Genomic DNA, 24397 nt, shown 5'->3' with positions numbered 1-24397 from the left:
GACAGGTTCCGTCTAGGGCACCAAACTAAGGCCGTCATTTCATGCCTGGTCGCCCTGAGAGGGCGGAGAACCGAACGAGACGATGCCTTCAGCTCGAGCCCTGAGACGTCGGGAACTGATCTATGAGCTGCTGCTCAGCCTCTGTTTGCTCGTGCTGGTGAGCTTCGCCTTTCCGCAGCTGTCATGGCTGGGCACGGTTGGCTATTCGCTGATCGCCTTGCTGCTCACCCAGCTGGTGATGATTCGCAAGCCGCGTCTGAGCCGTTGGGATCGGCTTTACCGCCTGCTCGGGGTGATTGCCCTTGCCGCCCAGTGGATCTGGGTGATCACTCCTTTGCGGATGGTGAACACCGGAGTGCCCTTGGTGCTCAGCTGGAGCTTGCTGGTGGGCTGGAGCGTGGTGCGGCTCGTCGACCGCCTCTCCCAGGAGAAGCGCGTGACCGCCGGGATGTTGATGGGTGCCGCTGCCGGCTATCTGCTGCTGGGGCTGACCTCAGGCCTGGTGATGAGTGCCGTGGAAACGATCCAGCCGGGCAGCTTTGAGCCCCTGGATCTACCGACGGCTTCGCAGCTCGGGGGTGATTTGAGCGTGCTGATGACACCGGGCATCTTCGCCAAGCTCAATTACTTCGCCTTCGTGTGCCTCACAACCGTGGGATTCGGTGATATCAATCCGATGCTGCCCCTGTCGCGGATGCTTTCGGTCACCACCAGCATCGTGGGGCCTCTCTACCTTGCGGTTGTGATGGGGGTGCTGATCAGTCGCTACACCGGCGATGTGGAGGAACGAGATGAGAGCTCGGAGAACGACCTCAGCGATCTGTAGGGAGCAGCGCCTGAAGCAGCCAGTCCTCCGCCAGGGAGCTGTGGCGAATCTGCTGAAGGGAAATCACCTGATCCATCGCCGTGAAACCCAGCTCGCCGAGGGGAGTGCAGGCCGCCGCGCCACCTATCAACTTGGGAGCAACGACCACCGCCAGCTCCTGCACGCAGCCCTGCTGCAACGCAGCAGCGGCCAGGGCAGGGCCGCACTCCCAGAGCACCCGGTTGCAGCCACGGCCCGCCAGCACCTCCAGGAGTTGTTGAGGCTCGCAGTGTTGCAAGGCCGTGAGCGTCACGCCGGCCACGCCAAGGGCGTCCAGCCGTTGGGCGCGCTCGCTGTCGGCTCCGTCGCTAGCGACTCCATGGGCCACCAGGGTGGGAGCGACGGATTGATCCCAAAGCTGGGCCTGATCGGGCAAATCAAGACTGCGGCTCAGCACCACCCGCAAGGGTTCAGGCTGGCGCAGTCCGCGGCTGGTGAGCAGGGGATCATCGGCGCGCACGGTGCCGCCCCCCACGATCACGGCATCACACTGGGCGCGCAGGCGATGCACCCAGGCGCGTGCCGCAGGCCCGCTGATCCATTGACTGGCTCCACTGGGGAGCGCCGTGCGGCCATCCAGGCTCATCGCCCACTTGAGAAGGCCCCAGGGGCGTCCGGTCTGCACGCGGTGCACGAAGACGCGGTTCTGGTGGGCAGCGTCGGCCTCCAGCACTCCGGAGAGCACCTCCACTCCGGCATCGCGCAGCCGTTGCAAACCACCACCGGCAACGCGGGGATCGGGATCGGTCAGCGCCACCACCACCCGAGCGATCCCTGCCTGGATGACGGCGTCGCTGCAGGGAGGGGTACGGCCGTGATGGCAGCAGGGCTCGAGGGTGACCACCAGCGTGCCGCCCTTCGCGCGCTCTCCGGCCTGGGCCAAGGCCCCCACTTCGGCATGGGGTTCACCAGCCCGGGCATGAAACCCCTCTCCCACCAACGCGCCGGAGGGATCGAGCACCACCGCGCCCACCAAGGGGTTGGGGCTGGTGTGACCATCGGCCAAGGCCGCCAGCTGCAAGGCCCGGCGCATCCAGGGAATCCAGCGCTGATCAGAGTCAGCGACCGCCCTCATGAACCGAGGGGCTCCGTTTGCACCTCACGCCATTCACCCACCACGTAGGGAGGCACCGGCAGCTCATTGAACACACCAGGAAGGAACAAACGCAGCGGGCGGTTGTTGCTGAGATCGTTGAGCAGGGGGTCGAGGGCGAACTCGGCTGCCGCCTCCCGGCCATCACTGGCCAGAACAGGATTCTCAAGGGTGATGTCGTCGAGCTGCCACTCCTTCACACCGGCCTGCACGAGCAGGGGGGCGGGATGTTCGAGGCGCAATTTGCCGGGATAACCCACAATCCGCAGCACCACAGGATTGCCAGGGGTTCCGGTGCGATAGGCCACCGCCTGCCAGCTCTGGTAATCGAGATCGCGCAGGCTTTCGAGACTGCGCAGCATTGGTGCCCCGTTTTCATCCTGGTGTTCGTGCACCTGCGCGATCGCCACCCCAGGGGTGACGAGCAGCAGCAACACAGCAGCCAACAGTGAAACCAGTAAACGGCGCAGCAGATGCATCAGACCCGGGGGTGCTGCTGCCATCATCGGTGCTGAACTTCAGGACCGATGCGCACCAGGAATCTGCTGCCAATCGGTATGGGTCGCCCACAGGCCCCAGATCGCCATCGCCCGCAGGTAATGGCAGGCGCGGAAGGTGTTCACCGCCGTGATCGCTTCTGGGGTTCGGAACTGCAACCCGCCCGCATACACCTGGTTCACCACCGCTGAGGTGATCGCCAGGGCCGTGCTGGTGTCACCCATCAGGCGGTAATAGCTGGCAATGCCGAAGTTGATGCCCGTCCACACCTCCAAGGGGTGGGTGCCATTGGGATCCAGGGGTGTGCCATCCCGGCGCAGGCCATTGGCCACCCCAAGGCTGCCGCCCTGGAACTTCTCAAAGCAGCTCTCCTTCACGGCCTTGAGCGTGCTGCGGCTGTTGGCCTCACTCACCACCGGCTCCAGCCCCAGCAGGCGCGCATAGAAATCACCGCAGAGCTGATCGGCCATCACCACTGGCGTGCCGCTCTCGGCATCAATGTCGTAATACTCCCCGTTCCACAGCAAACGATCGAAGTTGCTGCGCGACTGCTCAAGCCAACCGCTGAACTCACGCTGCTCCGCTGACGTATCCACACCGGTTGCGAGCTGCAAGGTCTGGCCAATCGCCAGGGCCGCCTCTAAGGCCGCAATCCAGAGCGCACCGCAGTAGGCACTCACCCCTTGAAGCGGCCAGTCATCGAAGGTTTGATCCGGCGCACCACCGTTATCAGGCAGACCGTCGTTGTTGGCATCAAACGTTTTCAGATAGCGCAGCGCTTCCACCGCCGATGGCCAGCACTCGGCCAGAAAGTTGATGTCTTCACCGCTCGGGGCCAGCTTGAACGTGCGCCAGACCTGCAGCACGTAATCGCTGGCCAGGTCTTTCCAGAGATTGCAATCCTGATAGGCGGTGTAGTTGGTCGCATCCCACGGACATTCATTCGGTGCCCCCAAATCGTGGGGGGTCGCCCCTTTCACCTTGCGGTCAGCCTCCACCCGGCCCTTGCCCTGGGTGAAGTACCACCCGATCGGCCGCTGGGTGGCATCCGCCGCTGGAATCGCCCGAGCAAAACTGCGCAGCACCGCCTTATCGAGTTCCGGCCAGAGCTGCAGCAGCGCTAGGGAGCCATACAGACGCACATCGAGACTTTCGTACCAGGCGTAATCGAGGCACTCGAGCACTCCGAAACGACCGTGGGGATCCTCAGGCGTTGCCGCAGTCCAGAGGCTTCCGCCACTGCAGAGGTCATAAAGCTCGTTGAACAGAGCCATCCGCAGCGGCTCCGGCAGATCGCTGCGCTCCAGCACCGGCTGCTGCCAGGCCTCGATCTGCTGCTTCCACTGCGACCAATCCCGCAGCGCTTCAGCAGCCACCGCCGCCGCCTGGTTGCCTTCAGCGCCAAAGAAATCGGTGTAGCGGCGCAGGGCACTGCTTCCTGTCGCAAAGGCCGTGACCGGTAGATCCCAGCTGATCACCACCGGAATCTCGATGCTTTGGCCCGGCGCCAACTGACACTGCACAGCGAGGGCCGCGCTGACGGGATCGTTCTTTCCGCTGCGGCGATCGTTGTTGCTCTCGGGAATGGAGCCGTCGGCACTGAAATGGCTCCACAGCTCATTGCCATCGCCGTGGGGATTCCAGCGGCTGCAACGCTGAATCGTCACCCCTGGCTGATCAGACGTGGCAATGCACCATTGCCCCTCACCTTCGGCGATCGGAGTGGAGACGTTGCCCTCCAGTACGACACCTTTCAGGTCGCCGTCATCGACCCAACGGTTGCGCTGCCCATCGGTGATGCCGATCGCCGGTGCGTAGTTGTGCTCAGGGCTGCCGTCGTCCCGGAAGTGCACCTCAGCTGAAGCATCGGTGTTGGTAAACCAACCGGTGGTGTTGCGCCAGCTCAACAGCAACGACAGATCCAACGGCTTGGTGGTGGGGTTGCGCAAGGTCCACACGAACACAGCCACCGGGTAGCTGGTGCGCTGATAATCCCCCGGCACGATGGGGCTGAAGGCTTCGCAGCGCACCTCGGCGTCATACACGCCCTCGTAACTGGTCCAGCTCAGGGGGTAGCGGGCGGCATAGGTCCCGGTGCTGCGCTCGGGCGTGCTGGCGGGATACCAATCCCACGCCGCTAGGGGCTCACCGCCACCAACACGGGAAGCATCTTCCTCCGGTTTGACCGCCAGCGCATGGGCCCTCGTGCTGCTGCCGTTGCTTTCAAACAGGGCGAACTGGCAATCGGGCAGCACACCGAACCAGTGTTCTCCGCCATCGAGGTTCCAGAGGTTGATCGTTCCATCGGGTGCCCGGCCGATGCAACCAGCACCAAAGCCCCCCAGGGGCATGCCGTGGTTGGGGCCATCGTCGAGGTTGCTGGCATAACGGACCGTGTAGGGGTTGGTCCAGCCCAGGCCAAACGGCCGGCTCCAGCTCGCCTGGGGCGGCTGCCAACGCTTGGCTTGCTTGCGACGGCCCAGCAGCGAACGCAGAGCAGAGAGTCCGAGCGGGGCCATGGAGAGGCAGAAAGTCGCCCCAGCCTGCCAGAGCTGAGGCGACAAGCCAGAGGGGCTCAGATGAACACTTGGCTCACCGTGCTCTCCAGAACATGGCCCGAGGAAGCAACCAGCTCAGCGTGATCACTGATAAACGCTTCCATCACCCCGGGCTCGGCCTGCATCACAGCACAAACCTTGGTGGGATCCTCTTTGCTCACGCCCCGATACAAGGAGGTAATGCCAGCCGCTGCCTGCAATGGCTTCGAGGCGTCATAGGTCGCCACCCATTCAGCAAAGCTCTTGTTAATCGTGAACGTGAGCACGTGGGTTTCGATCATCAGCGAATGCCTGAGCGCATGAAACGCGCGGAACTTATCACTGATTGTCAGAAGGGCCGGTCAGAAGCCATCGTTCACCTCTGAGCCAGCGGTGGTTTCCGCATCGAGCAAAGTATCCAAGGTCACCGCCGTGCGCACCAGAGCCTGATAGCGCTGCAGAACCCGGCGATTGCGATCCAACCAGCGGGCGGCATCCGCAGGGGCCTCCCCACTCGAGCTGGTGCTGATGCCGGCAGGTCCCTCGGCATCCATCAGTTCAAGATCCGACTGCTGCGCAATCAGCGCCAGAAGGAGCTCATGCAAGCGTTCACGACGATCCCTTGCCATGCGCTCATTCCTGGGGATGACGACAGTTCAGTCTTTCGTAGTCAGCTCGAAGCTCCCGGTAGCCGCTGGTCTGTCGCGTCAACATCTGACTGGCCTGCTCCGCCCGCGCTGGATTCTTCCCTGAGGCCTGGGACTCCGCGATCAGGGCGCGGTTGCGCGCCATCGAGGCCCCCATGGACTGCATCAATCGGCGGATCTGCGTGCAGTCGTTGAAAGCAAGCGCCGGCGACCCTGCCATCAGGGCAAACAGCAGTGGGGCCAAAAACAGACGCATCGCGTCGGAGCCGATCAACAGGGCGTCAACGTACCTCCAAGCAGCGCCTGCAGGTGTTGCTTGGCCGAAGGGTCCAGCTGCACGGGCTGGGCCCGATGGAGCTGCTGCGATCAATCCGGCTCGAGCAGGTGAACTGGATGCTGCGCTCTCCAGCCACACGAGCGGCAGCGAAGCTGCATTCCGTGAGCGAGGTCGCTCAACACTTTGGCTTCCGTAGCCGCGGGAACTTTGCGGCCATCTACCGCCAGCATTTTGAGGAGTCACCACGGGACACCCTTCTGGCGGCCGCCTGATCACAATGACCTCATGATCGAGGTCATCGGCACCGATGCCGGCGCACCCGCCACCCTGGCGGCGCCGCAGCAGCAACTGCTTCGTGAAGCTGCGTTGATCGCCGCACCCCGGCGTCTGCACCCAGCACTCACCCGTTGGTTGGGGAGTGAAAACGGCGCGGAATTGATCGCGAGCGATGCGCCGCTCAGCCTCTGCGACACCCTGCAGGAGCAATCGATCCAGGTCCGTTCCGTCGTGCTGGCCAGTGGCGATCCGCTCTGGTTCGGCATCGGCCGCACCCTGATCGAACGTCTGGGGCCGACGAAGCTTCGTTTCCATCCAGCCCCGTCATCCCTGCAACTGGCCTTCGCCCGACTCGGTCGTCCCTGGCAGGACGCCCAGTGGCTCAGCCTGCATGGGCGTGACCCGATGGCGCTAATGCAGCGGCTGCAGCAACGACCCAAGGCCTTGGCGGTCCTCACCGATCCCAGTCGCGGGGGCGTCGATGAGGTGAGAGGAGTCCTGCACAGCAGCGGCTTGGAAACGGCCTATGCGCTCTGGCTGTTCGAAGCACTGGGGCACCCCGAAGAGCATGTGCGCCAGCTCGACCCCACGGATCTCACCCCCGCTGATCTCCATCCTCTGCACTTGGTGGTGTTGCTGGCGCGCGAGGCTCCTGCCCCGGAGCCAGAGGCCTTACCCCTCTTTGGCCTAGATGACGGCGTGTTCCTGCAACACGACGACCGCCCGGGGCTGATGACCAAACGGGAGGTGCGCATCCAGCTGCTGGCCGAGCTGGAGCTGCCGGCGACAGGGGTGCTTTGGGACCTTGGAGCCGGCACCGGCAGCGTTGGCCTGGAGGCGCTGCGCTTACAGCCAGGCCTCCAGCTCCTGGCGATTGAACGACGGGGCGGCGGTGCGCCCTTGATCCAAGCCAATGCCGAGCGGCTGGGAGTGCGCCCTGCGGCCGTGCTGGAAGGCGATGCCCTGGCCCTGCTGCAAGGCGGCGAGGCTACCGCCGCTGCGCTCCCGGAGCCCCTGCAACGCCCCGACCGGGTGCTAGTTGGCGGTGGAGGCAAGGATCGCGCCGCCTTACTCAATGCAGTGCTGCAGCGGCTGAACCCCGGCGGCGTGGTAGTGATCCCCCTGGCCACCCTCGAAGCCCTGGCGGATTTGCGAGCACTCCTGGAGCGCGCAGGCCTGAAGGTGAGGGTGAGTCAGCACCAAGCCTGGCGTGGTCAGCCCCTGAGCGATGGCACCCGGCTGGCGCCGATGAATCCGGTGCTGGTGCTCAAAGGCAGCCTTCCAGGGCCTTGAGCAGCAGAATCGAAGCCACGTCCGCAGCGATCGCCATGCCACTCCAGAAAGACCGTCAGGTGTCCCCCCTGCGCATGAAGATCACCCTGTTGATCGCTGGCTTCGGGCCGCTGCTGGCCATCGGCCTGTTTCTGCAATCCAAAGGCTTCTTCGGCTGACCTAGCGCCTTAAGGGCTCATCATTCATCGACTCGATCCGCACCGGCAGGCCGACCTTGATGCCCAGCCTGGTCGCCTCGCCAGCGCCGAGCTCGATCACGCCATCGGCGAAATCAGCCCGGCCGTTGCCATCCGCATCCGCCCAGTAGGACGGGCAAGGTTGCGCCCGACAGATGGGCACGTTGCTCTGAATCGCCAGCACCCGTCCGCGACGCACAAACACCATGTCGAGCGGGGCGATCGTGTTGAACATCCAGAAGCGCAGGGGCTGAGACGGCACGAACGGGAACCACATACCCCGCAAGGGGGGCAGGGCCGGGCGCTGCATCAGACCGAGGCGCTGCTCCTGGGGTTCATCAGCCACCTCAAGCAGCACACAGGCATCGCGGCGATCGGCCACGCACCAGCGTGCCTCGAGGGGCAGCTGCTGCGGTGGAAGCGGAGGAGCACCCTCCACGCTCAGGGGCGCTCCATCTGAGGCATGCCGTCATTGAGGCAGTAGCCGCGGCCGCGGATCGTATGGATCAGTCGCTTTTCCCCACCCTCTTCAAGCTTCTGGCGCAGATAGCGCACATACACCTCGATCACGTTGCTCGCCGTGCCCTGATCGTCGTTCCAGACCTCTCTCAAAATCTGCTCGCGGCTGAGCACCTCGCCGCGGTGGGCCAGCAACAGCAACAGCAGCGAATACTCCCGCGCTGTAAGCGCCACAGGACGACGGCCACGGCGCACCTGACGACAGGTCGGCTCCACGGTCAGATCAGCCACCTGGAGCAGGGTGGGCTGGTGACCGTTGCGCTCCTGAATCCGCAGATGCAGGCGCAGTCGCTGCAGAAGATCGCTGGTGCCGAGCGAGGAAAGCCAGAAGTCGTCCGCGCCTGCGGAGAGGCAAATTTCGCGGGCCTCCACGCTGTCGTTCTCCACATCAAGGAGAATCGGCATCGATCCAAACCGGGAGCGCAGGTCAGCAACGCGAGCCGACTGATCGGAAGCCAACACAGCCGCCAGAGGAGATTCGCCATCGGCTGGAAGCGCGGCGGCCATCCCAGCCGACCAGTCGAGGGGGCGATAGCCAGACGCCTCGAGTCGGGCCGCCAGGGCCACAGCCCCCTCTCCAACCAACAACACCGGAGCGTTCATCGTCATGGCCGATCGGGCTTGGCGACATGGGGCAACCCCCATCCCAGTTTGTTGCGCAGCACCTGAAAAAACTCATGGTCTGACAGGCGCACGAAGCGCACCGGATGCTCGCTGCGACGAATCAGCACCCGATCTTCCGGCCACACATAGCAACCGGCACTGCCGTCCACCACCATCATCAAGCGCTCTGGGGTGGCGGGAAACACGGTGACCGGCTCGCGGTCACTGAACACAAGGGCGCGGGATGCCAGGGAATGGGGGGCAATGGGAGTCAACTGCAGCACCGGGCAGTCGGGTGTGATCACAGGCCCCCCTGCGCTGAGGGCATAGGCCGTCGAGCCCGTGGGCGTCGAAAGAATCACCCCATCGGCGGAGATGTCAACCGGCGCGTGGCGCCCGATCGCGATCTCGAAGTGACACATGCTCGTGAGCGGCTCGCGGTGCAGCGCCATCTCGTTAAGGCAGAGGGCCTCCCAGCGACGCTGCTCACCGCGCATCACACTCACCACCAAACTGGCGCGCTCCTCGATCGTCCATTGCTCGGTGAGCACCTGTTCCAGGGCCCGGTCGAGATCATCGAGATAGGCCTCTGCCAGGAAGCCGAGGTGGCCGGTGTTGATCGTGAGAATCGGCACGCCCACAGGGGCGGTTTGGCGAGCCGCCGAAAGCACAGTGCCGTCACCGCCCAGCACGATCGCCAGGGCCATGCTCGGCTCAAAGCCCTCAGGCACACAAGCGTTGTAGCCCAGCAGGCGCAGATGCTGATCAGGGTTGGCGAAGCCGACCATGCCCCCGGAGCTGCTGGCACGCACCACCTCATGGCCGCAGCGCTCCAGCCTGGCCTGGATGGTCTGGGCCGTCTCAACGGCCAATGGCTTGCCGTCATTCACGATCAGTCCGACCCGGGGCACCGACCGCATCCACGCAACAGCTCCGCCACTTTATGAGAAGTGGAGCCTCCCTGGCTTAAGCCAGGGCTCAGAACTGCTCGAGGAAACGCAAATCGCTCGTGTAAAGCCGGCGGATGTCATCGATGCCATGGCGCACCATGCAGAAGCGCTCCACACCCAAGCCAGCCGCAAAGCCGCTGTAACGCTCCGGGTCGAGCCCCAGACCCTCCAACACAGCCGGATCGACCATGCCGCAGCCCATCACCTCGAGCCAGCGCCCCCTCCACTGCACATCCACCTCGGCCGACGGTTCAGTGAACGGGAAATAACTGGCACGAAAGCGCACCGGCAGATCCCCAAAAAAGGCTTTCAGAAACGCCATCACCGTGCCGCGCAGGTGGCTGAAATCCAGCCCTTCATCGATCGCCAGCACCTCCACCTGGTGGAACACCGGAGAATGGGTGGCGTCGACGGCATCGCGGCGATACACCCGACCAGGGGCAACGATCCGCACCGGCGGTGGATTCTGCTCGAGGTGGCGAATCTGCACCGGTGAGGTGTGGGTCCGCAGCAACAGGTTCTCGCTGAGATAGAAGGTGTCCTGCATGTCCCGGGCCGGATGGTCCGGGGGAATGTTGAGGGCCGTGAAGTTGTAGTGATCACTCTCCACCTCAGGGCCCTCAGCCACCTGGTAACCAAGGCCGCAGAACAGATCGACGATCTCTTCACTCGTGGTGATCAAGGGATGGCGATGGCCAGCGGGAATGCCACTGGGAGGAGCCGTCACATCGAGGGTTTCCGCCGCAATGCGTGCCTCCAGAGCTTCGCTTTTCACAGCCTGCAGCCGTTGACTGAGCAGCTCCTGCACCTGGGTTTTCAGCACATTGGCCCGCTGGCCCACCAAGGGACGCTCATCACCTGGAAGCTTGCCCATGGCGCCGAGCACCCCCGAGAGGCGGCCTTTCTTCCCGAGTAGTCCCACCCGCAGCTGCTCGAGCGCCTCGGCATCGGCGGCGGCGGCAATCGCCTCGGCGGCTTCAGCTTCCAGGGCCTCCAGCTGATCGGTGAGCTGCTGGAGTGACACGGTGGCGCTCACGGCATCGGATTCTCGGCGACTGACTGTAGGCAGCCATCACGCTTAGGTTCCCCCCAGAGCCATCGGATGCCATGTCCCCGCTGCGGATTCTGATCAGCAATGACGACGGCGTCTTCGCCGCCGGTATCCGGGCCCTGGCCGCCGCCGCCGCCAGCCGCGGCCACCAGGTGACAGTGGTCTGCCCTGATCAGGAGCGCTCTGCCACAGGGCATGGCCTCACCCTGCAGACGCCGATCCGAGCGGAGCGGGCCGATGAGCTGTTTGATCACGGCATCACCGCCTGGGCCTGCAGCGGCACTCCAGCCGACTGCATGAAGCTGGCCTTGTTCGAGCTGATGGATCAAAAGCCAGATCTTGTGCTGTCGGGAATCAATCACGGCCCCAACCTGGGTACCGATGTGTTCTGCTCCGGCACCGTGGCCGCCGCGATGGAGGGCACCTTGGAGGGACTGCCGGCGATGGCCATCAGCAGCGCCTGCTTCCAGTGGCGCAACTTCGAGGGCGCCGGTGAGCTCGCCGTCGACATCGCCGAAGCGGCCCTGGCCGACGGCTGGCCGGAGAACCTGCTGCTCAACCTCAACATCCCTCCCTGCCGGCCAGAGACGATGGGCCCACTGCGTTGGACCCGCCTCTCGATTCGCCGTTACGACGAGCAATTCAGCCCCCGCGTCGATCCCCGCGGCCGCACGTACTACTGGCTAGCAGGGGAGGTGGTCGAGGACCTGGAGTCCGGCGGCGATGGTCCACGGGACTGGCCCACCGATGTGGCCCAGATTCAGGCCCACGCCCCTTCTCTCACTCCGATCCAGCCAGAACTGTTCTGGCGCGGATCCCTCAGTGGTCTGCCGGAGCTGCGGCTGGGCGGTCAATTGGTCCGATAAATCCTCTGCAGCAGCCAGAGGGAGAAGATCAGCCCGAGGGTGTGGGCAAACAACACCTGGGTGTTGCTCAGCACTGAAAGCATCTCGATCGAGGTGATCGGGTAACCCACCAGGCTCCGGGCACTGGTGCCTCCCACCGGTGACCCGAAGAAGCCCGGTGCCTGCAGAGAAGCCTGCACGAACAGGCTTCCAGCCAAAGACTGATAGCCAACGGCTGCGAGCACGAGCCCCAGCAAATCCGCGAGAAGACCACGCTTTAGCAGGCGGCTGGCCTCACCGCGACTCGGCCTGGCGTTGCTGCCCAAGGCACGCCCGAGCCGCACGATCAACCAACCCTGCCAGAGGCTGTAAAGCAGCACAAAGAACGAGAGTGTGGTGAGCGACAGGCCAGGGCCAAGGCCAAGGGCACGCTCTGAGTTCCGAGCCAGGCTGCCGCCGATGTTGTTGAACAGCAGCACACCCACCACCACCACCCCAAGGGCGGTCTGAATCCAGAAGCGGATCCATGCCATCCGGCGCACCCCAAGGGCCAGCTGCTGGAAGTCGAGGCGATCGGCCATGCGCGGATGAACGGCGTTCGTCCAAACTTGCCACTAACCAACGCCGGATGCACGGCTGCCCTTGATTCCCCTCTGCTCACCTCAGCAGGCCCGCAGGCCGACGGCCCTGGCCCTCGGCAGTTTTGATGGTCTCCATGCCGGACATCGGCGCGTGATCGAAGCGATCACGCGCGAGCCGCTCGGGGGTATCCCCAGCGTCGTGAGCTTCTGGCCCCACCCTCGGGAGGTGCTTCATGGCGAGCCGCGGCTGCGCCTTGATCTGCCGTCGGAAAAACTGAACCTGCTCGAACCGCTAGGGATCGAACAGCTGGTGCTCGTTCCCTTTGACCAGCAGCTGGCTCAGCTGAGTGCCGAGACCTTCGTGCACACCGTGTTGCTCGAGGCTCTCCAGGCGCGCCACATCGCTGTGGGAGCTAACTTCCGCTTTGGCCGTGGCCGCAGTGGTGACACCAACACCCTGCGCCTGCTCTGCGAGCAAGCCAACGTGAAAGTCAGCGTGCTGCCGATCCTGGAGGACGACGGAGGACGCATGAGCAGCAGTCGAATCCGAAACGCCCTCAGTGAGGGAGACCTGAACGCTGCGACCCAGCTGCTCGGGCGCCCTTACCGCTTCAGCGGACGGGTCGTACGCGGACGGGGCCTTGGGCGCGAACTGGGCTGGCCCACGGCCAACCTCCAGGTGGATGGCCGCAAATTCCTACCCGGACTGGGGGTCTATGCAGCCTGGGCGATCGTCGGCGACCAAGATCAACCCCTGCCAGCGGTGATGAACCTGGGCCCGCAACCCACCGTGGATCCCACCTCTCCGTCAGCGGTCGAGGTGCATCTGCTCGATACCCAAATGGAGCTGGAAGGCCGCGAACTCACCGTGGAGCCGGTGACACGTCTCAGGGGTCAGGAACGCTTTGCAGGACTGGAAGCCCTGAGCGCCCAGATCGGCCGCGATGCCCAGCAGGCACGGATGCTGCTTCAGACACCGGTGGGGTAAGCGTTCGTCAGCCCCCAGACGATGAACACGCCGATTCCACCCAGCAGAACGATCCCCCAGACCAGCACGTGCATCGTGCTCTCGGATCCACCGTTGTCCATGGCCGCTTGGGAGCATGCGATCCTGCCAAGACTGCCATGGAATCGATGGTTGTCGCCCCCCTCCGCGACCTGCGTGTGGCTCGGCTGATCGACGCCAATCTCGACCGAGCCCGCGAGGGACTGCGGGTTGTTGAGGATTGGTGCCGCTTCGGCCTCGATCGCAAGGACCTGGTGGTCACCCTCAAGGACTGGCGGCAGCAGCTGGGAGCGCTGCATCACGACAGCTACAAACAGGCCCGCTCCACAGCCACGGATACGGGCGCCGGCCTGAGCCATCCCGCCCAACAGCAACGCACAGAGACCCAGGCGGTTGTGGCCGCCAACTGCGCCAGGGTGCAGGAGGCTTTACGGGTGCTTGAAGAATTCGCGCGGGAAACCCACGCTGAGTTGGCCCACTCCGCCGCATCGATCCGCTACGGCCTCTATGACCTGGAGATGACGATTCAGCGGGCTGGGCGACGCCAGCAGCGTCTGAGCCAACTGCAAACCAGCCACCTTTACCTGATCACGTCACCGGTTGAAGGCCTGGTTCAGCAGGTGGAAGCCGCCCTCCAGGCGGGAGTGACGCTCGTGCAATACCGGGCCAAGCAAGGCCATGACCGCACACGTCTGGAGGAGGCGCTAGCGCTGGCTGCGCTCTGCCGGCGGCATCAGGCCTTGTTCATCGTCAACGACCGCATCGATCTAGCCCTACTGGTTGATGCCGATGGCGTGCATCTCGGTCAAGACGATCTCCCCACCTCTGAAGCCCGAAGCCTGATCGGTGAAGAGCGACTGCTCGGTCGCAGCACCCATCAGCTGGATCAACTGCTGCGAGCGCAGCAGGAAGGTTGCGACTACGTCGGGGTCGGCCCCGTTTTCGCCACCGCCACCAAACCGGATCGCAGCGCCCGAGGCCTGGATTGGGTGCGAGAGGCCAGTCGCCACGCCACGATCCCCTGGTACGCCATCGGCGGTATCGATGCCGCTCGCATCGCACCGGTTCGAGAAGCCGGTGCCACCCGCGTGGCGGTGGTGCGAGCGATCATGGAAGCGACCGACCCCCTGGTTGCCAGCCGCGAGCTGCTGGCAACCCTCGGCTGATTCCCCTCCCCATGGCGACACTCCAACTGCAGGTGAATGGCGAACGCCGCGAACTTTCACCAGCTCCGCAGCATCTCGCGGAAGCCATCGAGCAACTGGGGCATCACCCCCGGCTGGTGGTGGTGGAGTTCAACGGGCTGATCCTGACCCCTGATCGCTGGCAGGACCAGCCGATTCAGAACGGTGACAGCCTGGAGATCGTCACCATCGTGGGCGGTGGTTCCTAGAGTCGTTGCACCGATGAGTCCAGTCTGCAAAGCATGCCGATTCCCCGGAGCCAACCTCTTCCGAACCGCTCCCTGAAGAGGCTGCTGAACCGCTGCCTCTCGGCACTCCTGGTGCCAGCACTCCTGATCGGCCTGCTGGTGATCCAACCGCAAGCCAGTGAGGCCGCAAGCGGTGGCCGGATCGGAGGCGGAAGTTTCCGCGCTCCCTCAATGCCCCGCAGCGGTGGCTACAGCCGCAGCTATGGCGGTGGCTACAACCGCGGCTACGGCGGTGGAATCGGCTTTCCGTTCATCATCCCGATCTTCGGTTTCGGCGGAGGGGGCCTGTTCGGCTTCCTGATCCTGATGGCGATTGTGGGGGTGCTGGTGAATGCTTTCCGTGGGGCTGGCAGTGGTGGCGGCGCCAACAACGCCCTGGCGGGAGAGCGCTACGGCGGCGGAGCCATCAGCGCCGGCCCGGTGACCATGATCCAGATGCAGATCGGACTGCTCGCCAGCGCCAAGGCCCTGCAGAACGACCTGCGCCAGCTGGCAGCCTCCGCCGATACCAGCACCCCCAGTGGCCTCCAACGGGTGCTGCAGGAAACCACCCTCGCCCTGTTGCGCCAACCAGACCTCTGGGTTTACGCGAATGTCGAAACCGGCAACGTGCCATTCAACGCCGCGGAAGCCACGTTCAATCGCCTCTCGATGACGGAACGCAGCAAACTGCGCGCTGAACTCACCAGCAACGTCAACGGCCAGAGCAGCAGCTCCTCCGAGCAAGACCGTGGCGATGCCGATGCAACGAATGACTACATCGCCGTCACCGTCTTAGTGGCAAGCCGTCGGCCGGTCACGCTTCAACAAGTCGAGACCGGTGAAGGGCTACGGGAAGCCCTGCGCATCCTCGGATCCACCGCTTCGAGCGACCTGATCGCCCTCGAAGTGATCTGGCAGCCCGACGGAGCCGGAGACGTGCTCAGCGCCGACGAGCTCGTGACGGCATACCCGAACATGCAGCATCTCTGAGCGAAGCTTCAGAAAATCTTCCACTCCAAAGGTTGAGCTCTCCGAGGCAATCAAGCTCTCGCTGCCTAGCTTGAGTTGATTAAGAACTCCCTCCTTGGCACCCACTTCTCGCCCCGATCCCCGTGCCATGCAATGGCAGAACAACGGAGAGCTTGATCAGGGCGATCTGTTCGAGCTGGTGCGTCACCTCAGGGATGTGGAGTCGCCGACCCACAGCAATGAACTTTGGCGTCTGGGCAGTAAGTACGACAAAGCCGACTGATCCCATCACCCCCCTTGCCGGCGGGGGAAGCCTGACGCATCGTTTGGCCAGCACTGTCTGACGCATGGCTAGCAGACCCATTCAGTGGGTGAACTCACCCGTCCTGATGGAAGCGATGCTGCGTTACGAACAGGGCCTGTTGCCCCGTTCCATGCAGCTCTGGGTGGAGCAGATGCTTGAACTGGATGGCTCTGAGAACACCAGTGGCCTGCTGCCTTCCTCCTTCGACGCCTCAGTCGACTGACGCATGCAGGATGCGCAACGCAGCCATCGCAGCGCCATAGCCGTTGTCGATGTTGACGACTGCGAGTCCAGGGGCGCAGCTGGCCAGCATGCCGTCCAAGGCCGCCCGTCCTCCAGCACTGACGCCGTAGCCGACTGACACGGGCACACCGATGACCGGCTGGGGCATCAACCCAGCCAGCACGGTGGGTAGAGCACCCTCCATGCCGGCGCAGGCGATCAGCACTCTCGAGGAGCGCAACAACGGCAAACGCTCCAGGAGGCGGTGCAGACCCGCGACTCCCACATCGAGCATCAGAGAGGCGGCCACTCCATGGAACTCCAAGGCCAGCTGCGCTTCCTTGGCCACCGGAAGATCACTGGTGCCACCGCTCAGGATCGTGACTGGCGCCTCAGAAGCGTTCTCGTCAAGGGAACGGTGACCGCAGCTGAGGCACCGGGCCTGATCGTGCCATTGAAGGAGAAGATCAGGCAGCAACGCCGCCACATCAGCGGCCTTGGCAGCATCCACGCGTGTCACAAGCGCCGCTTCGCCGCGGCCGTGGAACGACTCCAGAATCGCCGCGATCTGCTCAGCCGTCTTGTGCTCCCCCCAGATCGCCTCGCTGATGCCTAAGCGACGGCGACGATCCCAGTCGAGATGAGCTGTCACGGTCATTGCGGCAGCAGTTCCCCTTCAAAGACCAGCGGGAATGGATTGCCCTGACGCTGCCCTGTGCCCTCACGGGCTAGCTGCTCAAAGCGCTGTTGCACAGCCTCCACCTCCTGTTCTGGAATCGCTTTCCAGGCTTCCCTGCTGCTCCAGCGGATCAGCAAGGTGCCTTCCTCGGCCTCGGGATCCCAGAGCAGATCACGCCCCAGAAACCCCTCTTGGTGGGCAAGCCAGGGTTCCCAGCTGCCCTGCTCCGCCTCCAGCCAAGCTTGCCGGGCGGCCTCCGGCACCTTCACCTTGAGATGCTCGATCACCGCAGCGTCGTCGCCACCCTGCGGATCAGCCATCGCGGCGAAACGCGCCTGGGCAGGGGAGCTGAACAGCACAGCCAACAACAGGGCAAGGCTCAAAACCCTACGCAGCAATCCTGAAAAGTGGCGGGTCACTGAGTGGTGGGTCACAGGGCCTGAAGCAGCGCGACCGCCTGAGCAGAGATTCCCTCTTCCCGCCCCTCAGGGCCGAGCTTCTCGTTGGTGGTGGCCTTCACCCCCACCTGCTCGGGTTCGATGCCGATGCGCGTTGCAATGGCACAGCGCATCGCCTCAATGTGAGGTTTGAGCTTGGGGCGCTCAGCGACCACTACCGAATCGAGATTCAGCACCTGCCAACCGCGCTGCCTGACAAGAGCCACGACCTGCTCCAGCAGCACCAGGCTGTCGGCCCCCTTCCAGCGGGGATCATCGGGGGGGAAGTATTTGCCGATATCGCCGAGCGACAACGCCCCCAACAAGGCATCCATGATCGCGTGCACCAGCACATCGGCATCGCTGTGCCCGTCTAGGCCGAGGCCATCGGGATGGTGCAGTCGCTGACCGCCCAAAATCAGTGGCCGCCCTGGCACGAGACGGTGGATGTCGTAGCCGTTGCCGATGCGGAGCTGCATAGGGCCTAGGTCAAGGCATCCATTCTTGATGACCGACAGCCCTACTGCTGTTGCTGTTGCTGTTGCTGCCAGCGGGTGAAGAGGTCTGGCCTGCGCTCCGCGGTTCGCTGCTCGCGCTGCTGCTGCCGCCAGTGTTCGATCGCGCCATGATCGCCACTGCGCAACACATCGGGCACGGACAGACCGCGGAACTCTGCGGGGCGGGTGTAGTGAGGATGCTCGAGCAACAGATCGCTATGGCTTTCCTCCACGAGCGAATGGGCCGTGCCGACGGTGCCCGGGAGGAGACGCACCACCCCGTTGATGATCGTCATCGCCGGCAGCTCACCACCTGTCAGCACAAAATCCCCCAACGACACCTCCTCATCCGCCAGAGGTCTGATCCGTTCATCAAAACCCTCGTAGTGCCCGCAGAGCAGTACGAGCTGATCGCAATCGTCAGCCCAGCGCTGCAGATCCGACTGGCCAAGGGGCGTCCCCTGCGGTGTCATCAGCAACACGCGGCGCCGGAGCAGCACCGGAATCGCCTCCACGGCGGCATAGACCGGCTCCGGCTTGAGCACCATGCCAGCGCCACCGCCATAGGGCTCATCGTCAACCTTGCGATAGCGATCGGTGGCGTAATCGCGAGGATTATGAAGGTGCAGCTCGGCAATGCCGGCAGCGAAGGCTCGACCGATCACACCCAGCTCTTCGAGAGGGGCGAAGGCATGGGGAGCCACGCTCACCACATCCAGGCGGAACGCAGCCATTGCGATCAGGAGCCGGGAGCCGTGACCCGGCGGATCTCCGAGCAGAAACTGGCCTGCCTCGGCGTCCCGTCCCGATCCACCAGGGTGGTGCTTCGTAGGCGCAGATTCGCCTTGGTGAACCAGATCCGCTCGCGCAGGCTGGCGCCAGCCTCAGCGGGCAGGGTCAGCTCCAAACAGCCATCACCGTGCAGTTGCCACTGGCCACTCTGATCGCCCTGGCTTGCCTGCAGAACCAAGACACCGTCTGCGGCGAAACGCATTGAAGCTAGCTGACGTCCCTCACCGTTCCGCACCTCCAGGCTGGGGCCAGCGTCAGACGCCCCCTCCACGCACTCCATCACCAGCTCCCCACGCTCACTGCTGTGCCAGTCCTCGGAACCATCGAGCTGGAACACGCTGCGCAGACTCATCCAGCGCCCGTCGCAAAGTTGCAGGAACGCGCCGAGATCAGTGGGCGGGAAGGGGAGGTCGGTCATCCGCCTATCTTCTCAGCCCTGGTCCCCCAGCCGTCTTCACTCCTCGGCATAGCCCAATTCCGCAAGCCGAGCCGGCTTACTTCGCCAATCGGGCACCACCTTCACGAACAGCTCCAGATAGACAGGACCATCGATCAGGGTCTGCATCTGCAGGCGGGCGCCCTGGCCAATCGTTTTGAGCATCGCCCCCCCTTTGCCGATCAGGATCCCCTTCTGGCTCTTGCGTTCCACCAGCACGGTGGCGAGCACGGCGGTGCGGGGCTTGCCCTTGCCCTTCGAGGGCATGTCCTCCACCCGGTCGATCTGCACCGCCACGCTGTGGGGCACCTCTTCACGGGTGTGGGTCAGCACCTGCTCGCGAATCAGTTCTGCCATCAGCAACCGCTCCGGCTGATCGCTCACCATGTCAGGGGGGTACAACTGCGGCCCTTCCGGCATCAGCGCGCTCACCGCCGTCACCAGCTCCGCGCAGCCCTGGCCATCGAGGGCAGAGCAATGGTGCACCGGCCAATGGCTGCCGTCGAGCAACTCCCGATAGGCCGCGTCCGCCTCCGGCTTCCTGGCGGGGGGCACCAGATCCCATTTGTTGAGCACCACCTGCACGGGCAGGCGCTGCTGACGCAGCAAATTGACGATGAAGGCATCACCGCCACCAGGAGCTTCGCAGGCCTCCAGAAGCAGCAACACCTGATCCACCTCACCGATGGCCGCGCGCGCGCTTTGCACCAACCGCTCCCCCAGCAGGTGATGGGGTTTATGGATCCCAGGAGTATCCACCAAAATCAGCTGGGCCTCCGGGGTGGTGAGGATCGCCCGCAGCCGGTTGCGTGTCGTTTGCGCCACCGGTGATGTGATCGCCACCTTGTCGCCCACGAGCTGATTCACCAAGGTCGACTTGCCCACATTGGGCCGACCGATTAGGGCCACAAAACCGGAGCGGTAGGGCTGTGAGGAAGCTTCCATGCCTTCAGCATCGCCTCTGGGCCCACCACCTGCCCATAGGCTGAGCGCGAGGATGACAGCAGTCATGAGCACGCTTGAACCCACCTTTCAGCAGGCGATGGAGATCGCCGCCAGCTGGTTGCAGCAATGGGATGGGGAGGAAATCAGTGATGAAGTGATGGCCGATCGTGTGGCTGAGCTGGTCGCCAGTCGCGATGGCGCCCGCGGCTTCTTCGTGGTGAGCCTTGCCGGCGACAGTGCCCTGATGGATCGGCTGCCGGAACCACTCGTCATCAAGCTGCGGGAAGCGGGCGATGGCGTGGTGGATCTCACCGCCCGCAACCTGGCCATGAGCGCGGCGATGGTGGTCCACCACCGCAACAACGGCGATGAGCAGCAGGCCGCTGGCTCGGAGCGGGTCAACGCCCGGTGCTGCGAATTGCTGCGCCAGCTGGATCCCCACCAAGTCAAAGAGCGTCTTGAGACCCTGCTGGAGGCGGCCCATCACAGCCGAGGTGACGACCTGGCCTTCCTTGAGCGCTGGGGCTATGACGACCGGCAGAAACAGGCGATCGGTGACTCCGTCGAAGCCGTGGCCGATCGCTAGCCAACAAAAAACCCCGACTGATAAGCCGGGGTGAACGCACTGATCGAGGAGGTCACCGTGTTCAATCGCGGCGGCCGCCTCCTTGCAGGGCAATGATCAGACGGAGCACAAAGATGAACAGGTTGATGTAGGTGAGATACATCCCCAGGGCGCCGGCCAGGAACTGATCATCCCGGTAGGTGCGGGGCATCGTGTAGAAATCCACGAAGGCCATGCCCACGAAGAGCACGGTGCCGAAACCAGCAATCGCCAGGTTGGTGGCCGCAAAGATGCCGGGCACAAAGAAGCCGGCGATGAAGATGCCCACCATCGCGATCAGCAGACCGATCAGGCCGAGGCCGACCACAGCGCTGAGGGCTTGACCAACGCTGTCGCTCATGCGACGGCCCGCGATCGAAGCCACCACGAAGGTGAGGCCGGTCGCGAGGGCTGCAATGCCAATCGAGGCAGCACCAGCAACGGCGATGGCCTGCACCACCAGCCCGGTGAGGGTGAAGCCGGTGAGCAAACTGAAGGTGGCCATCAGCGGCAGGGCTGTGCCGTTGTTGGCCTTGTTCGCGGCGTTCTGGGCCACGAAGAAGAGGATGAACCAGGGGATGATCGCGATCAGCGACAGGGTGTTGAAGGCGCCGTAACCGATCGAAGCCATCGTGGCCATGCCGCCCAGTACGCCACCGGCGGTGAGCACCATGCCACCCCCCACGTAGGGGAGGGCTTTATTGACGACATTGGGCCCCACCAAAGCGCTGGACTGCGCCTGACGGATGGCTTCCTGGAAATTGCTGCTGGCAGGCATGGTGCCCCAGATCACTGGAAACACTCTGGCAGGGCTGATCAGATTGTGGTCAGATCCCAGGTGCGGATCTCCCCATCAGCGCTCACCGGGGTGAGCCGCTGATCGCGTCGGCTTCCGTCGATCGTCACGCCGGGCATAGGCCTCCACCACACGTTGCACCAAGGGGTGGCGCACCACATCGGCTGCTGTGAGTTTGCACACCGCCACACCCTCCACACCCTCCAGCACCTGTGAGGCCTCCACCAGACCGCTCATCTGCCCGGGCGGCAGGTCCACCTGGGTGATGTCACCCGTCACCACCATGCGGGAACGCTCCCCCAAACGGGTGAGCACCATGCGCATCTGGGCCGGTGTGGTGTTCTGGGCTTCATCGAGAATCACGAAGGATTCAGCCAGGGTTCGACCGCGCATGTAAGCCAGCGGAGCGACCTCAATCATCCCCTTCTCCAGGAGGGCCGTGGTTTTCTCAGGACCCATGAGGGTGTGGAGCGCGTCGTAGAGGGGACGGAGGTAAGGATCCACCTTCTGCTGCAGATCCCCTGGCAGAAAACCGAGACGCTCGCCTGCCTCAACGGCGGGCCGAGTGAGGATCAGACGCTCGACCTTGCGCTCCGTGAGCATGCGCACGGCCAGCACCGTGGCCAGGAAGGTCTTACCGGTCCCTGCCGGACCCAAGGCGAAGGTGAGGTCATGGCGTTCCATCGCCTCCACATAAGACTTCTGGCGCAGAGTGCGGGGCCGCAGCAACTGACCTCGCTGGGAGCGAGCCAGCACCTGCTGCCCCATGGCCTGATGGTCCTGATGACGTCCGGTATCGAGGGCCTGCAGAGCGGTCTGAAGATCCACAGGAGAGACGCTCTGCCCCTCCTGCCAGAAGGCGCGCAGCAGCTCCACCACCGCCGCGGCCCGCTCCAACTGGCTGGGTCGACCACTGATTTCAAGTTGAAGACCCCGCATCACCAGAGAGACCCCTGTGAGGGCCTCCAGCTGACGCAGGGTCTGTTCCGAGGGCCCTGCAAGGGCGAGGGCTGCTTCGGGATGGGGAAGATCAAAGACGAAGCGACCCGGCGCGGCAGCTTCGGTCATGGCGTGGATCAGGCCTCGGCGGTCTCGTCCGCAGCGGCTTCATCACCGGCGGGAGCCTCGGCTTCAGCGGCAGCAGCTTCAGCGGCAGCCTTGGCCTCAGCCTCAGCAGCGGCCTTGGCTTCTGCAGCTTCCTTGGCAGCCTGCTTAGCAGCAGCTTCCCGAGCAGCAGCTTGCTTGGCCTTGCCCACGATTTCGGCGGGACGGACAGTCTTTTCGATCAGGCCACCCTTCTCGAGGAGGGAACGCACTGCATCGGTGGGCTGAGCTCCCTGGCTGAGACGGGCGCGCAAACCCTCTGTGTCCAAACGGGTTTCCTTGGTGCGGGGGTTGTAGAAGCCCAGCTCCTGGAGAGGGCGTCCGTCACGGCGTGACGTGCTGTTGCAGGCCACGAGGCGGAAGCTCGCTTCCCGCTTCTTACCGAACCGCTTCAGGCGGAGCTTGATCATCGTGGCGCTGCTTCTGAGGGTGGAACTCGGCGCTGACTCTGAGTCGCGCGCCAAACAGCCACCATACCCTGCGACGGGTCAGAGCTCCCCAAAACCCTTCTTCTTCTTGGCCGGGCGCTGCCGCTTCGGAGCTCCACCACGACCACCGCGACCCGGACCGCCCATGCCGGGCATCCCGGGCATGCCACCCATACCCGGCATCCCGGGGAATCCGCCCATCCCAGGCATCCCAGCACCCATACCGGGCATCCCGGGCATTCCAGGCATCCCACCACCACGGGTCATCTGCTGCATGAAGCCCCGCATCTTCTGGAAATCGGCCAGCACCTTGTCCACATCCGCCGGCTGATAGCCACAGCCGCCGGCAATGCGGCGACGACGGGAGGGCTGGGCGGCCAGGAGCTCAGGCTGCGTCCGTTCCGCAGGTGTCATCGAGCCGATCATCGCTTCGATCTTCTTGAGCTGCTGCTCGCCTTGTTTGAGCATGCCGTCGTCAAGCTTGTTCATGCCTGGGATCATCTTCATCAAGCCCCCGAGGGAGCCCATCCGCTTGATCAGGCGCATCTGCTGAAGGAAGTCGGAGAAGTCAAACGACGCCTCCTGCAACTTCTTCTGCATCTTCTCCACATCGGCGAGCTCCACTTCCTTCTGGGCTTTCTCCACCAGGGTCAGAACATCCCCCATGCCGAGGATGCGGCTCGCCATCCGCTCGGGATGGAAAGGCTGCAGGGCCTCGACCTTCTCGCCGGTGCCGATGAACTTGATCGGCTGACCGCTCACCTTGCGGATCGAGAGCGCTGCACCACCGCGGGAATCGCCATCGAGCTTGGTCAGCACCGCCCCGGTAATGCCCACCTGCTCATGGAATGCGCGGGTGAGCTCGGCCGCTTCCTGGCCGATCATCGAATCCACCACCAACAGCACCTCATCGGGCTGCACCGCAGAACGGATCCGCACCATCTCCTCCATCATCGAGGTGTCGATCTGGAGCCGGCCCGCCGTATCGACGAGCAGGGTGTCGTATCCCTCCTCCTTGGCCTTGGCCAAGCCAGCAGCGGCGATGTCCTCCGGCTTGGCTTCAGCTCCGAGGCTGAACACATCAACATCGATCTGAGCACCAAGGGTTTTGAGCTGCTCGATCGCCGCGGGGCGATACACGTCTGCCCCGACCATCAAGGCCCGCCGTCCCTGGTCCTTGAGGTGCAGGGCGAGCTTTGCGGTCGCGGTGGTCTTACCGGCGCCCTGCAGACCAGCCATCAGCACCACGGTGGGCGCCTGCTCAGCCTTGGCAAGGGGTGCATTGCCGCCACCCATCACCTCCACCAGCTGATCGTGCACCACCTGGATGAACTTTTGATCGGGGCTGACCCCGCGCACCACCTCAGCCCCCACCGCCTTCTCGCGGACTTCCGCGACGAAGTCCTTGACCACTGGGAGGCTCACGTCAGCCTCGAGCAGGGCCCGACGCACGTCTTTTAGAGCCCCATCAACGTTGGTCTCGGAAATCTTGTCCTGCCCCCTCAGCCCCTTGACCGCGTCTTCAAAGCGGGCTGACAGCTCGTCAAACATGG

General features: G+C 64.1%; 33 protein-coding genes. 12 read left to right on the top strand and 21 right to left on the bottom strand.

Annotated elements, in window-relative coordinates:
* Positions 1–82 precede the first annotated feature (82 nt).
* Complete coding sequence (locus CWE16_RS11540; RefSeq protein ID WP_131595559.1) at positions 83–826, top strand: potassium channel family protein; 744 nt, start codon at positions 83–85, stop codon at positions 824–826.
* On the opposite strand, the gene ribD is transcribed toward CWE16_RS11540, so the two are convergent.
* From ribD to CWE16_RS12335, 6 genes are all read right to left on the bottom strand, one after another.
* Positions 813–1940 (bottom strand): bifunctional diaminohydroxyphosphoribosylaminopyrimidine deaminase/5-amino-6-(5-phosphoribosylamino)uracil reductase RibD, encoded by a 1128-nt coding sequence (gene ribD / locus CWE16_RS11535; protein WP_131595557.1) that lies wholly within the window; start codon positions 1938–1940, stop codon positions 813–815. The genes CWE16_RS11540 and ribD overlap by 14 nt on opposite strands.
* Positions 1937–2437 (bottom strand): DUF3122 domain-containing protein, encoded by a 501-nt coding sequence (locus CWE16_RS11530; protein WP_201738000.1) that lies wholly within the window; start codon positions 2435–2437, stop codon positions 1937–1939. The genes ribD and CWE16_RS11530 overlap by 4 nt, the downstream gene beginning before the upstream one ends.
* A 39-nt stretch (positions 2438–2476) precedes the next feature.
* On the bottom strand, positions 2477–4975 hold the full coding sequence (locus CWE16_RS11525; RefSeq protein WP_131595555.1) for a GH116 family glycosyl hydrolase: 2499 nt from the start codon (positions 4973–4975) through the stop codon (positions 2477–2479).
* A gap of 56 nt (positions 4976–5031) precedes the next feature.
* Positions 5032–5292 (bottom strand): DUF3764 family protein, encoded by a 261-nt coding sequence (locus CWE16_RS11520; RefSeq protein WP_131456548.1) that lies wholly within the window; start codon positions 5290–5292, stop codon positions 5032–5034.
* A gap of 63 nt (positions 5293–5355) precedes the next feature.
* Complete coding sequence (locus CWE16_RS11515; RefSeq protein ID WP_131595553.1) at positions 5356–5622, bottom strand: hypothetical protein; 267 nt, start codon at positions 5620–5622, stop codon at positions 5356–5358.
* Positions 5623–5626: 4 nt separating this feature from the next.
* Positions 5627–5896, bottom strand: coding sequence for a hypothetical protein (locus CWE16_RS12335; protein ID WP_236629719.1), 270 nt, complete (start codon positions 5894–5896; stop codon positions 5627–5629).
* A gap of 95 nt (positions 5897–5991) precedes the next feature.
* Between CWE16_RS12335 and CWE16_RS11505 the strand changes: the two genes are divergently transcribed.
* From CWE16_RS11505 to CWE16_RS12050, 3 genes are read left to right on the top strand one after another with little or no spacing between them, the layout of a single operon-like run.
* Positions 5992–6189, top strand: a complete 198-nt coding sequence (locus CWE16_RS11505; protein WP_131595551.1) for a helix-turn-helix domain-containing protein — start codon at positions 5992–5994, stop codon at positions 6187–6189.
* 13 nt (positions 6190–6202) lie between these two features.
* Complete coding sequence (gene cbiE / locus CWE16_RS11500) at positions 6203–7486, top strand: precorrin-6y C5,15-methyltransferase (decarboxylating) subunit CbiE (RefSeq protein WP_131595549.1); 1284 nt, start codon at positions 6203–6205, stop codon at positions 7484–7486.
* Complete coding sequence (locus CWE16_RS12050; protein WP_161567589.1) at positions 7483–7644, top strand: hypothetical protein; 162 nt, start codon at positions 7483–7485, stop codon at positions 7642–7644. Before cbiE ends, CWE16_RS12050 begins: the two co-directional genes overlap by 4 nt.
* Before the next feature lies 1 nt (position 7645).
* On the opposite strand, the gene CWE16_RS11495 is transcribed toward CWE16_RS12050, so the two are convergent.
* The 4 genes from CWE16_RS11495 to pheS all read right to left on the bottom strand — a co-directional run bounded on the left by CWE16_RS11495 (position 7646) and on the right by pheS (position 10770).
* On the bottom strand, positions 7646–8101 hold the full coding sequence (locus CWE16_RS11495; RefSeq protein ID WP_131595547.1) for a DUF192 domain-containing protein: 456 nt from the start codon (positions 8099–8101) through the stop codon (positions 7646–7648).
* A 2-nt stretch (positions 8102–8103) separates the two neighbouring features.
* Positions 8104–8790 carry a winged helix-turn-helix domain-containing protein gene (locus CWE16_RS11490; RefSeq protein ID WP_370318296.1) on the bottom strand — a complete coding sequence of 229 codons (687 nt, stop codon included), beginning with the start codon at positions 8788–8790 and terminating at the stop codon, positions 8104–8106.
* Positions 8787–9695, bottom strand: a complete 909-nt coding sequence (locus tag CWE16_RS11485; protein WP_131456544.1) for an NAD(+) kinase — start codon at positions 9693–9695, stop codon at positions 8787–8789. Before CWE16_RS11485 ends, CWE16_RS11490 begins: the two co-directional genes overlap by 4 nt.
* Before the next feature lie 67 nt (positions 9696–9762).
* A complete protein-coding gene (pheS, locus tag CWE16_RS11480) occupies positions 9763–10770 on the bottom strand; it encodes a phenylalanine--tRNA ligase subunit alpha (protein ID WP_131595545.1) in 1008 nt (335 codons plus the stop codon).
* 71 nt (positions 10771–10841) lie between these two features.
* Here pheS and surE point away from each other — a divergent pair, with 71 nt between their 5' ends.
* On the top strand, positions 10842–11651 hold the full coding sequence (gene surE / locus CWE16_RS11475) for a 5'/3'-nucleotidase SurE (RefSeq protein WP_131595543.1): 810 nt from the start codon (positions 10842–10844) through the stop codon (positions 11649–11651).
* Here the strand turns inward: surE and CWE16_RS11470 are convergent.
* Positions 11636–12211, bottom strand: a complete 576-nt coding sequence (locus tag CWE16_RS11470) for a DUF3611 family protein (protein ID WP_131456257.1) — start codon at positions 12209–12211, stop codon at positions 11636–11638. The genes surE and CWE16_RS11470 overlap by 16 nt on opposite strands.
* Before the next feature lie 61 nt (positions 12212–12272).
* Between CWE16_RS11470 and CWE16_RS11465 the strand changes: the two genes are divergently transcribed.
* From CWE16_RS11465 to CWE16_RS11445, 6 genes are all read left to right on the top strand, one after another.
* The gene (locus CWE16_RS11465; protein WP_131595541.1) at positions 12273–13199 is read left to right on the top strand and encodes a bifunctional riboflavin kinase/FAD synthetase; all 927 of its coding nucleotides are present in this window, start codon (positions 12273–12275) and stop codon (positions 13197–13199) included.
* Positions 13200–13336: 137 nt separating this feature from the next.
* On the top strand, positions 13337–14383 hold the full coding sequence (locus tag CWE16_RS11460; RefSeq protein WP_131595539.1) for a thiamine phosphate synthase: 1047 nt from the start codon (positions 13337–13339) through the stop codon (positions 14381–14383).
* An 11-nt stretch (positions 14384–14394) separates the two neighbouring features.
* The gene (thiS, locus tag CWE16_RS11455; protein ID WP_131595537.1) at positions 14395–14610 is read left to right on the top strand and encodes a sulfur carrier protein ThiS; all 216 of its coding nucleotides are present in this window, start codon (positions 14395–14397) and stop codon (positions 14608–14610) included.
* Positions 14611–14643: 33 nt separating this feature from the next.
* A complete protein-coding gene (locus tag CWE16_RS11450; protein ID WP_131595535.1) occupies positions 14644–15621 on the top strand; it encodes a DUF1517 domain-containing protein in 978 nt (325 codons plus the stop codon).
* Between the two features lie 94 nt (positions 15622–15715).
* A complete protein-coding gene (locus CWE16_RS12045; protein ID WP_161567588.1) occupies positions 15716–15883 on the top strand; it encodes a hypothetical protein in 168 nt (55 codons plus the stop codon).
* A 64-nt stretch (positions 15884–15947) separates the two neighbouring features.
* The gene (locus CWE16_RS11445; RefSeq protein WP_131595533.1) at positions 15948–16127 is read left to right on the top strand and encodes a hypothetical protein; all 180 of its coding nucleotides are present in this window, start codon (positions 15948–15950) and stop codon (positions 16125–16127) included.
* On the opposite strand, the gene larB is transcribed toward CWE16_RS11445, so the two are convergent.
* The 6 genes from larB to era all read right to left on the bottom strand — a co-directional run bounded on the left by larB (position 16116) and on the right by era (position 19912).
* On the bottom strand, positions 16116–16784 hold the full coding sequence (gene larB / locus CWE16_RS11440) for a nickel pincer cofactor biosynthesis protein LarB (protein WP_131595531.1): 669 nt from the start codon (positions 16782–16784) through the stop codon (positions 16116–16118). The genes CWE16_RS11445 and larB overlap by 12 nt on opposite strands.
* Positions 16781–17125 carry a TIGR03792 family protein gene (locus tag CWE16_RS11435; protein ID WP_131456542.1) on the bottom strand — a complete coding sequence of 115 codons (345 nt, stop codon included), beginning with the start codon at positions 17123–17125 and terminating at the stop codon, positions 16781–16783. Before CWE16_RS11435 ends, larB begins: the two co-directional genes overlap by 4 nt.
* Before the next feature lie 110 nt (positions 17126–17235).
* A complete protein-coding gene (ispF, locus tag CWE16_RS11430; RefSeq protein ID WP_131595529.1) occupies positions 17236–17721 on the bottom strand; it encodes a 2-C-methyl-D-erythritol 2,4-cyclodiphosphate synthase in 486 nt (161 codons plus the stop codon).
* Between the two features lie 41 nt (positions 17722–17762).
* Positions 17763–18473 carry a tRNA (guanosine(37)-N1)-methyltransferase TrmD gene (gene trmD, locus CWE16_RS11425; RefSeq protein ID WP_131595527.1) on the bottom strand — a complete coding sequence of 237 codons (711 nt, stop codon included), beginning with the start codon at positions 18471–18473 and terminating at the stop codon, positions 17763–17765.
* A 5-nt stretch (positions 18474–18478) separates the two neighbouring features.
* Positions 18479–18949 carry a phycobiliprotein lyase gene (locus tag CWE16_RS11420; RefSeq protein ID WP_131595525.1) on the bottom strand — a complete coding sequence of 157 codons (471 nt, stop codon included), beginning with the start codon at positions 18947–18949 and terminating at the stop codon, positions 18479–18481.
* 36 nt (positions 18950–18985) lie between these two features.
* Positions 18986–19912, bottom strand: coding sequence for a GTPase Era (era, locus tag CWE16_RS11415; protein WP_131595523.1), 927 nt, complete (start codon positions 19910–19912; stop codon positions 18986–18988).
* Positions 19913–19976: 64 nt separating this feature from the next.
* Here era and CWE16_RS11410 point away from each other — a divergent pair, with 64 nt between their 5' ends.
* A complete protein-coding gene (locus CWE16_RS11410; RefSeq protein WP_131595521.1) occupies positions 19977–20498 on the top strand; it encodes a hypothetical protein in 522 nt (173 codons plus the stop codon).
* A 61-nt stretch (positions 20499–20559) separates the two neighbouring features.
* Here the strand turns inward: CWE16_RS11410 and CWE16_RS11405 are convergent, their stop codons facing one another.
* The 4 genes from CWE16_RS11405 to ffh form a co-directional block, all read right to left on the bottom strand.
* Positions 20560–21294, bottom strand: a complete 735-nt coding sequence (locus CWE16_RS11405; RefSeq protein ID WP_131595519.1) for a Bax inhibitor-1/YccA family protein — start codon at positions 21292–21294, stop codon at positions 20560–20562.
* Positions 21295–21369: 75 nt separating this feature from the next.
* Positions 21370–22380: a PhoH family protein gene (locus tag CWE16_RS11400; RefSeq protein ID WP_131595517.1), complete on the bottom strand. Its 1011-nt coding sequence runs from the start codon at positions 22378–22380 to the stop codon at positions 21370–21372.
* Positions 22381–22388: 8 nt separating this feature from the next.
* Complete coding sequence (gene rpsP / locus CWE16_RS11395) at positions 22389–22826, bottom strand: 30S ribosomal protein S16 (RefSeq protein WP_131456231.1); 438 nt, start codon at positions 22824–22826, stop codon at positions 22389–22391.
* A gap of 78 nt (positions 22827–22904) precedes the next feature.
* Positions 22905–24395, bottom strand: a complete 1491-nt coding sequence (gene ffh / locus CWE16_RS11390; protein WP_131595515.1) for a signal recognition particle protein — start codon at positions 24393–24395, stop codon at positions 22905–22907.
* Between the last annotated feature and the right edge of the window lie 2 nt (positions 24396–24397).

The sequence above is a fragment of the Synechococcus sp. BS55D genome, from assembly GCF_004332415.1.
In the GTDB taxonomy this organism is placed as follows: domain Bacteria; phylum Cyanobacteriota; class Cyanobacteriia; order PCC-6307; family Cyanobiaceae; genus Synechococcus_C.
This window is presented reverse-complemented; position numbering and strand designations above follow the sequence as displayed.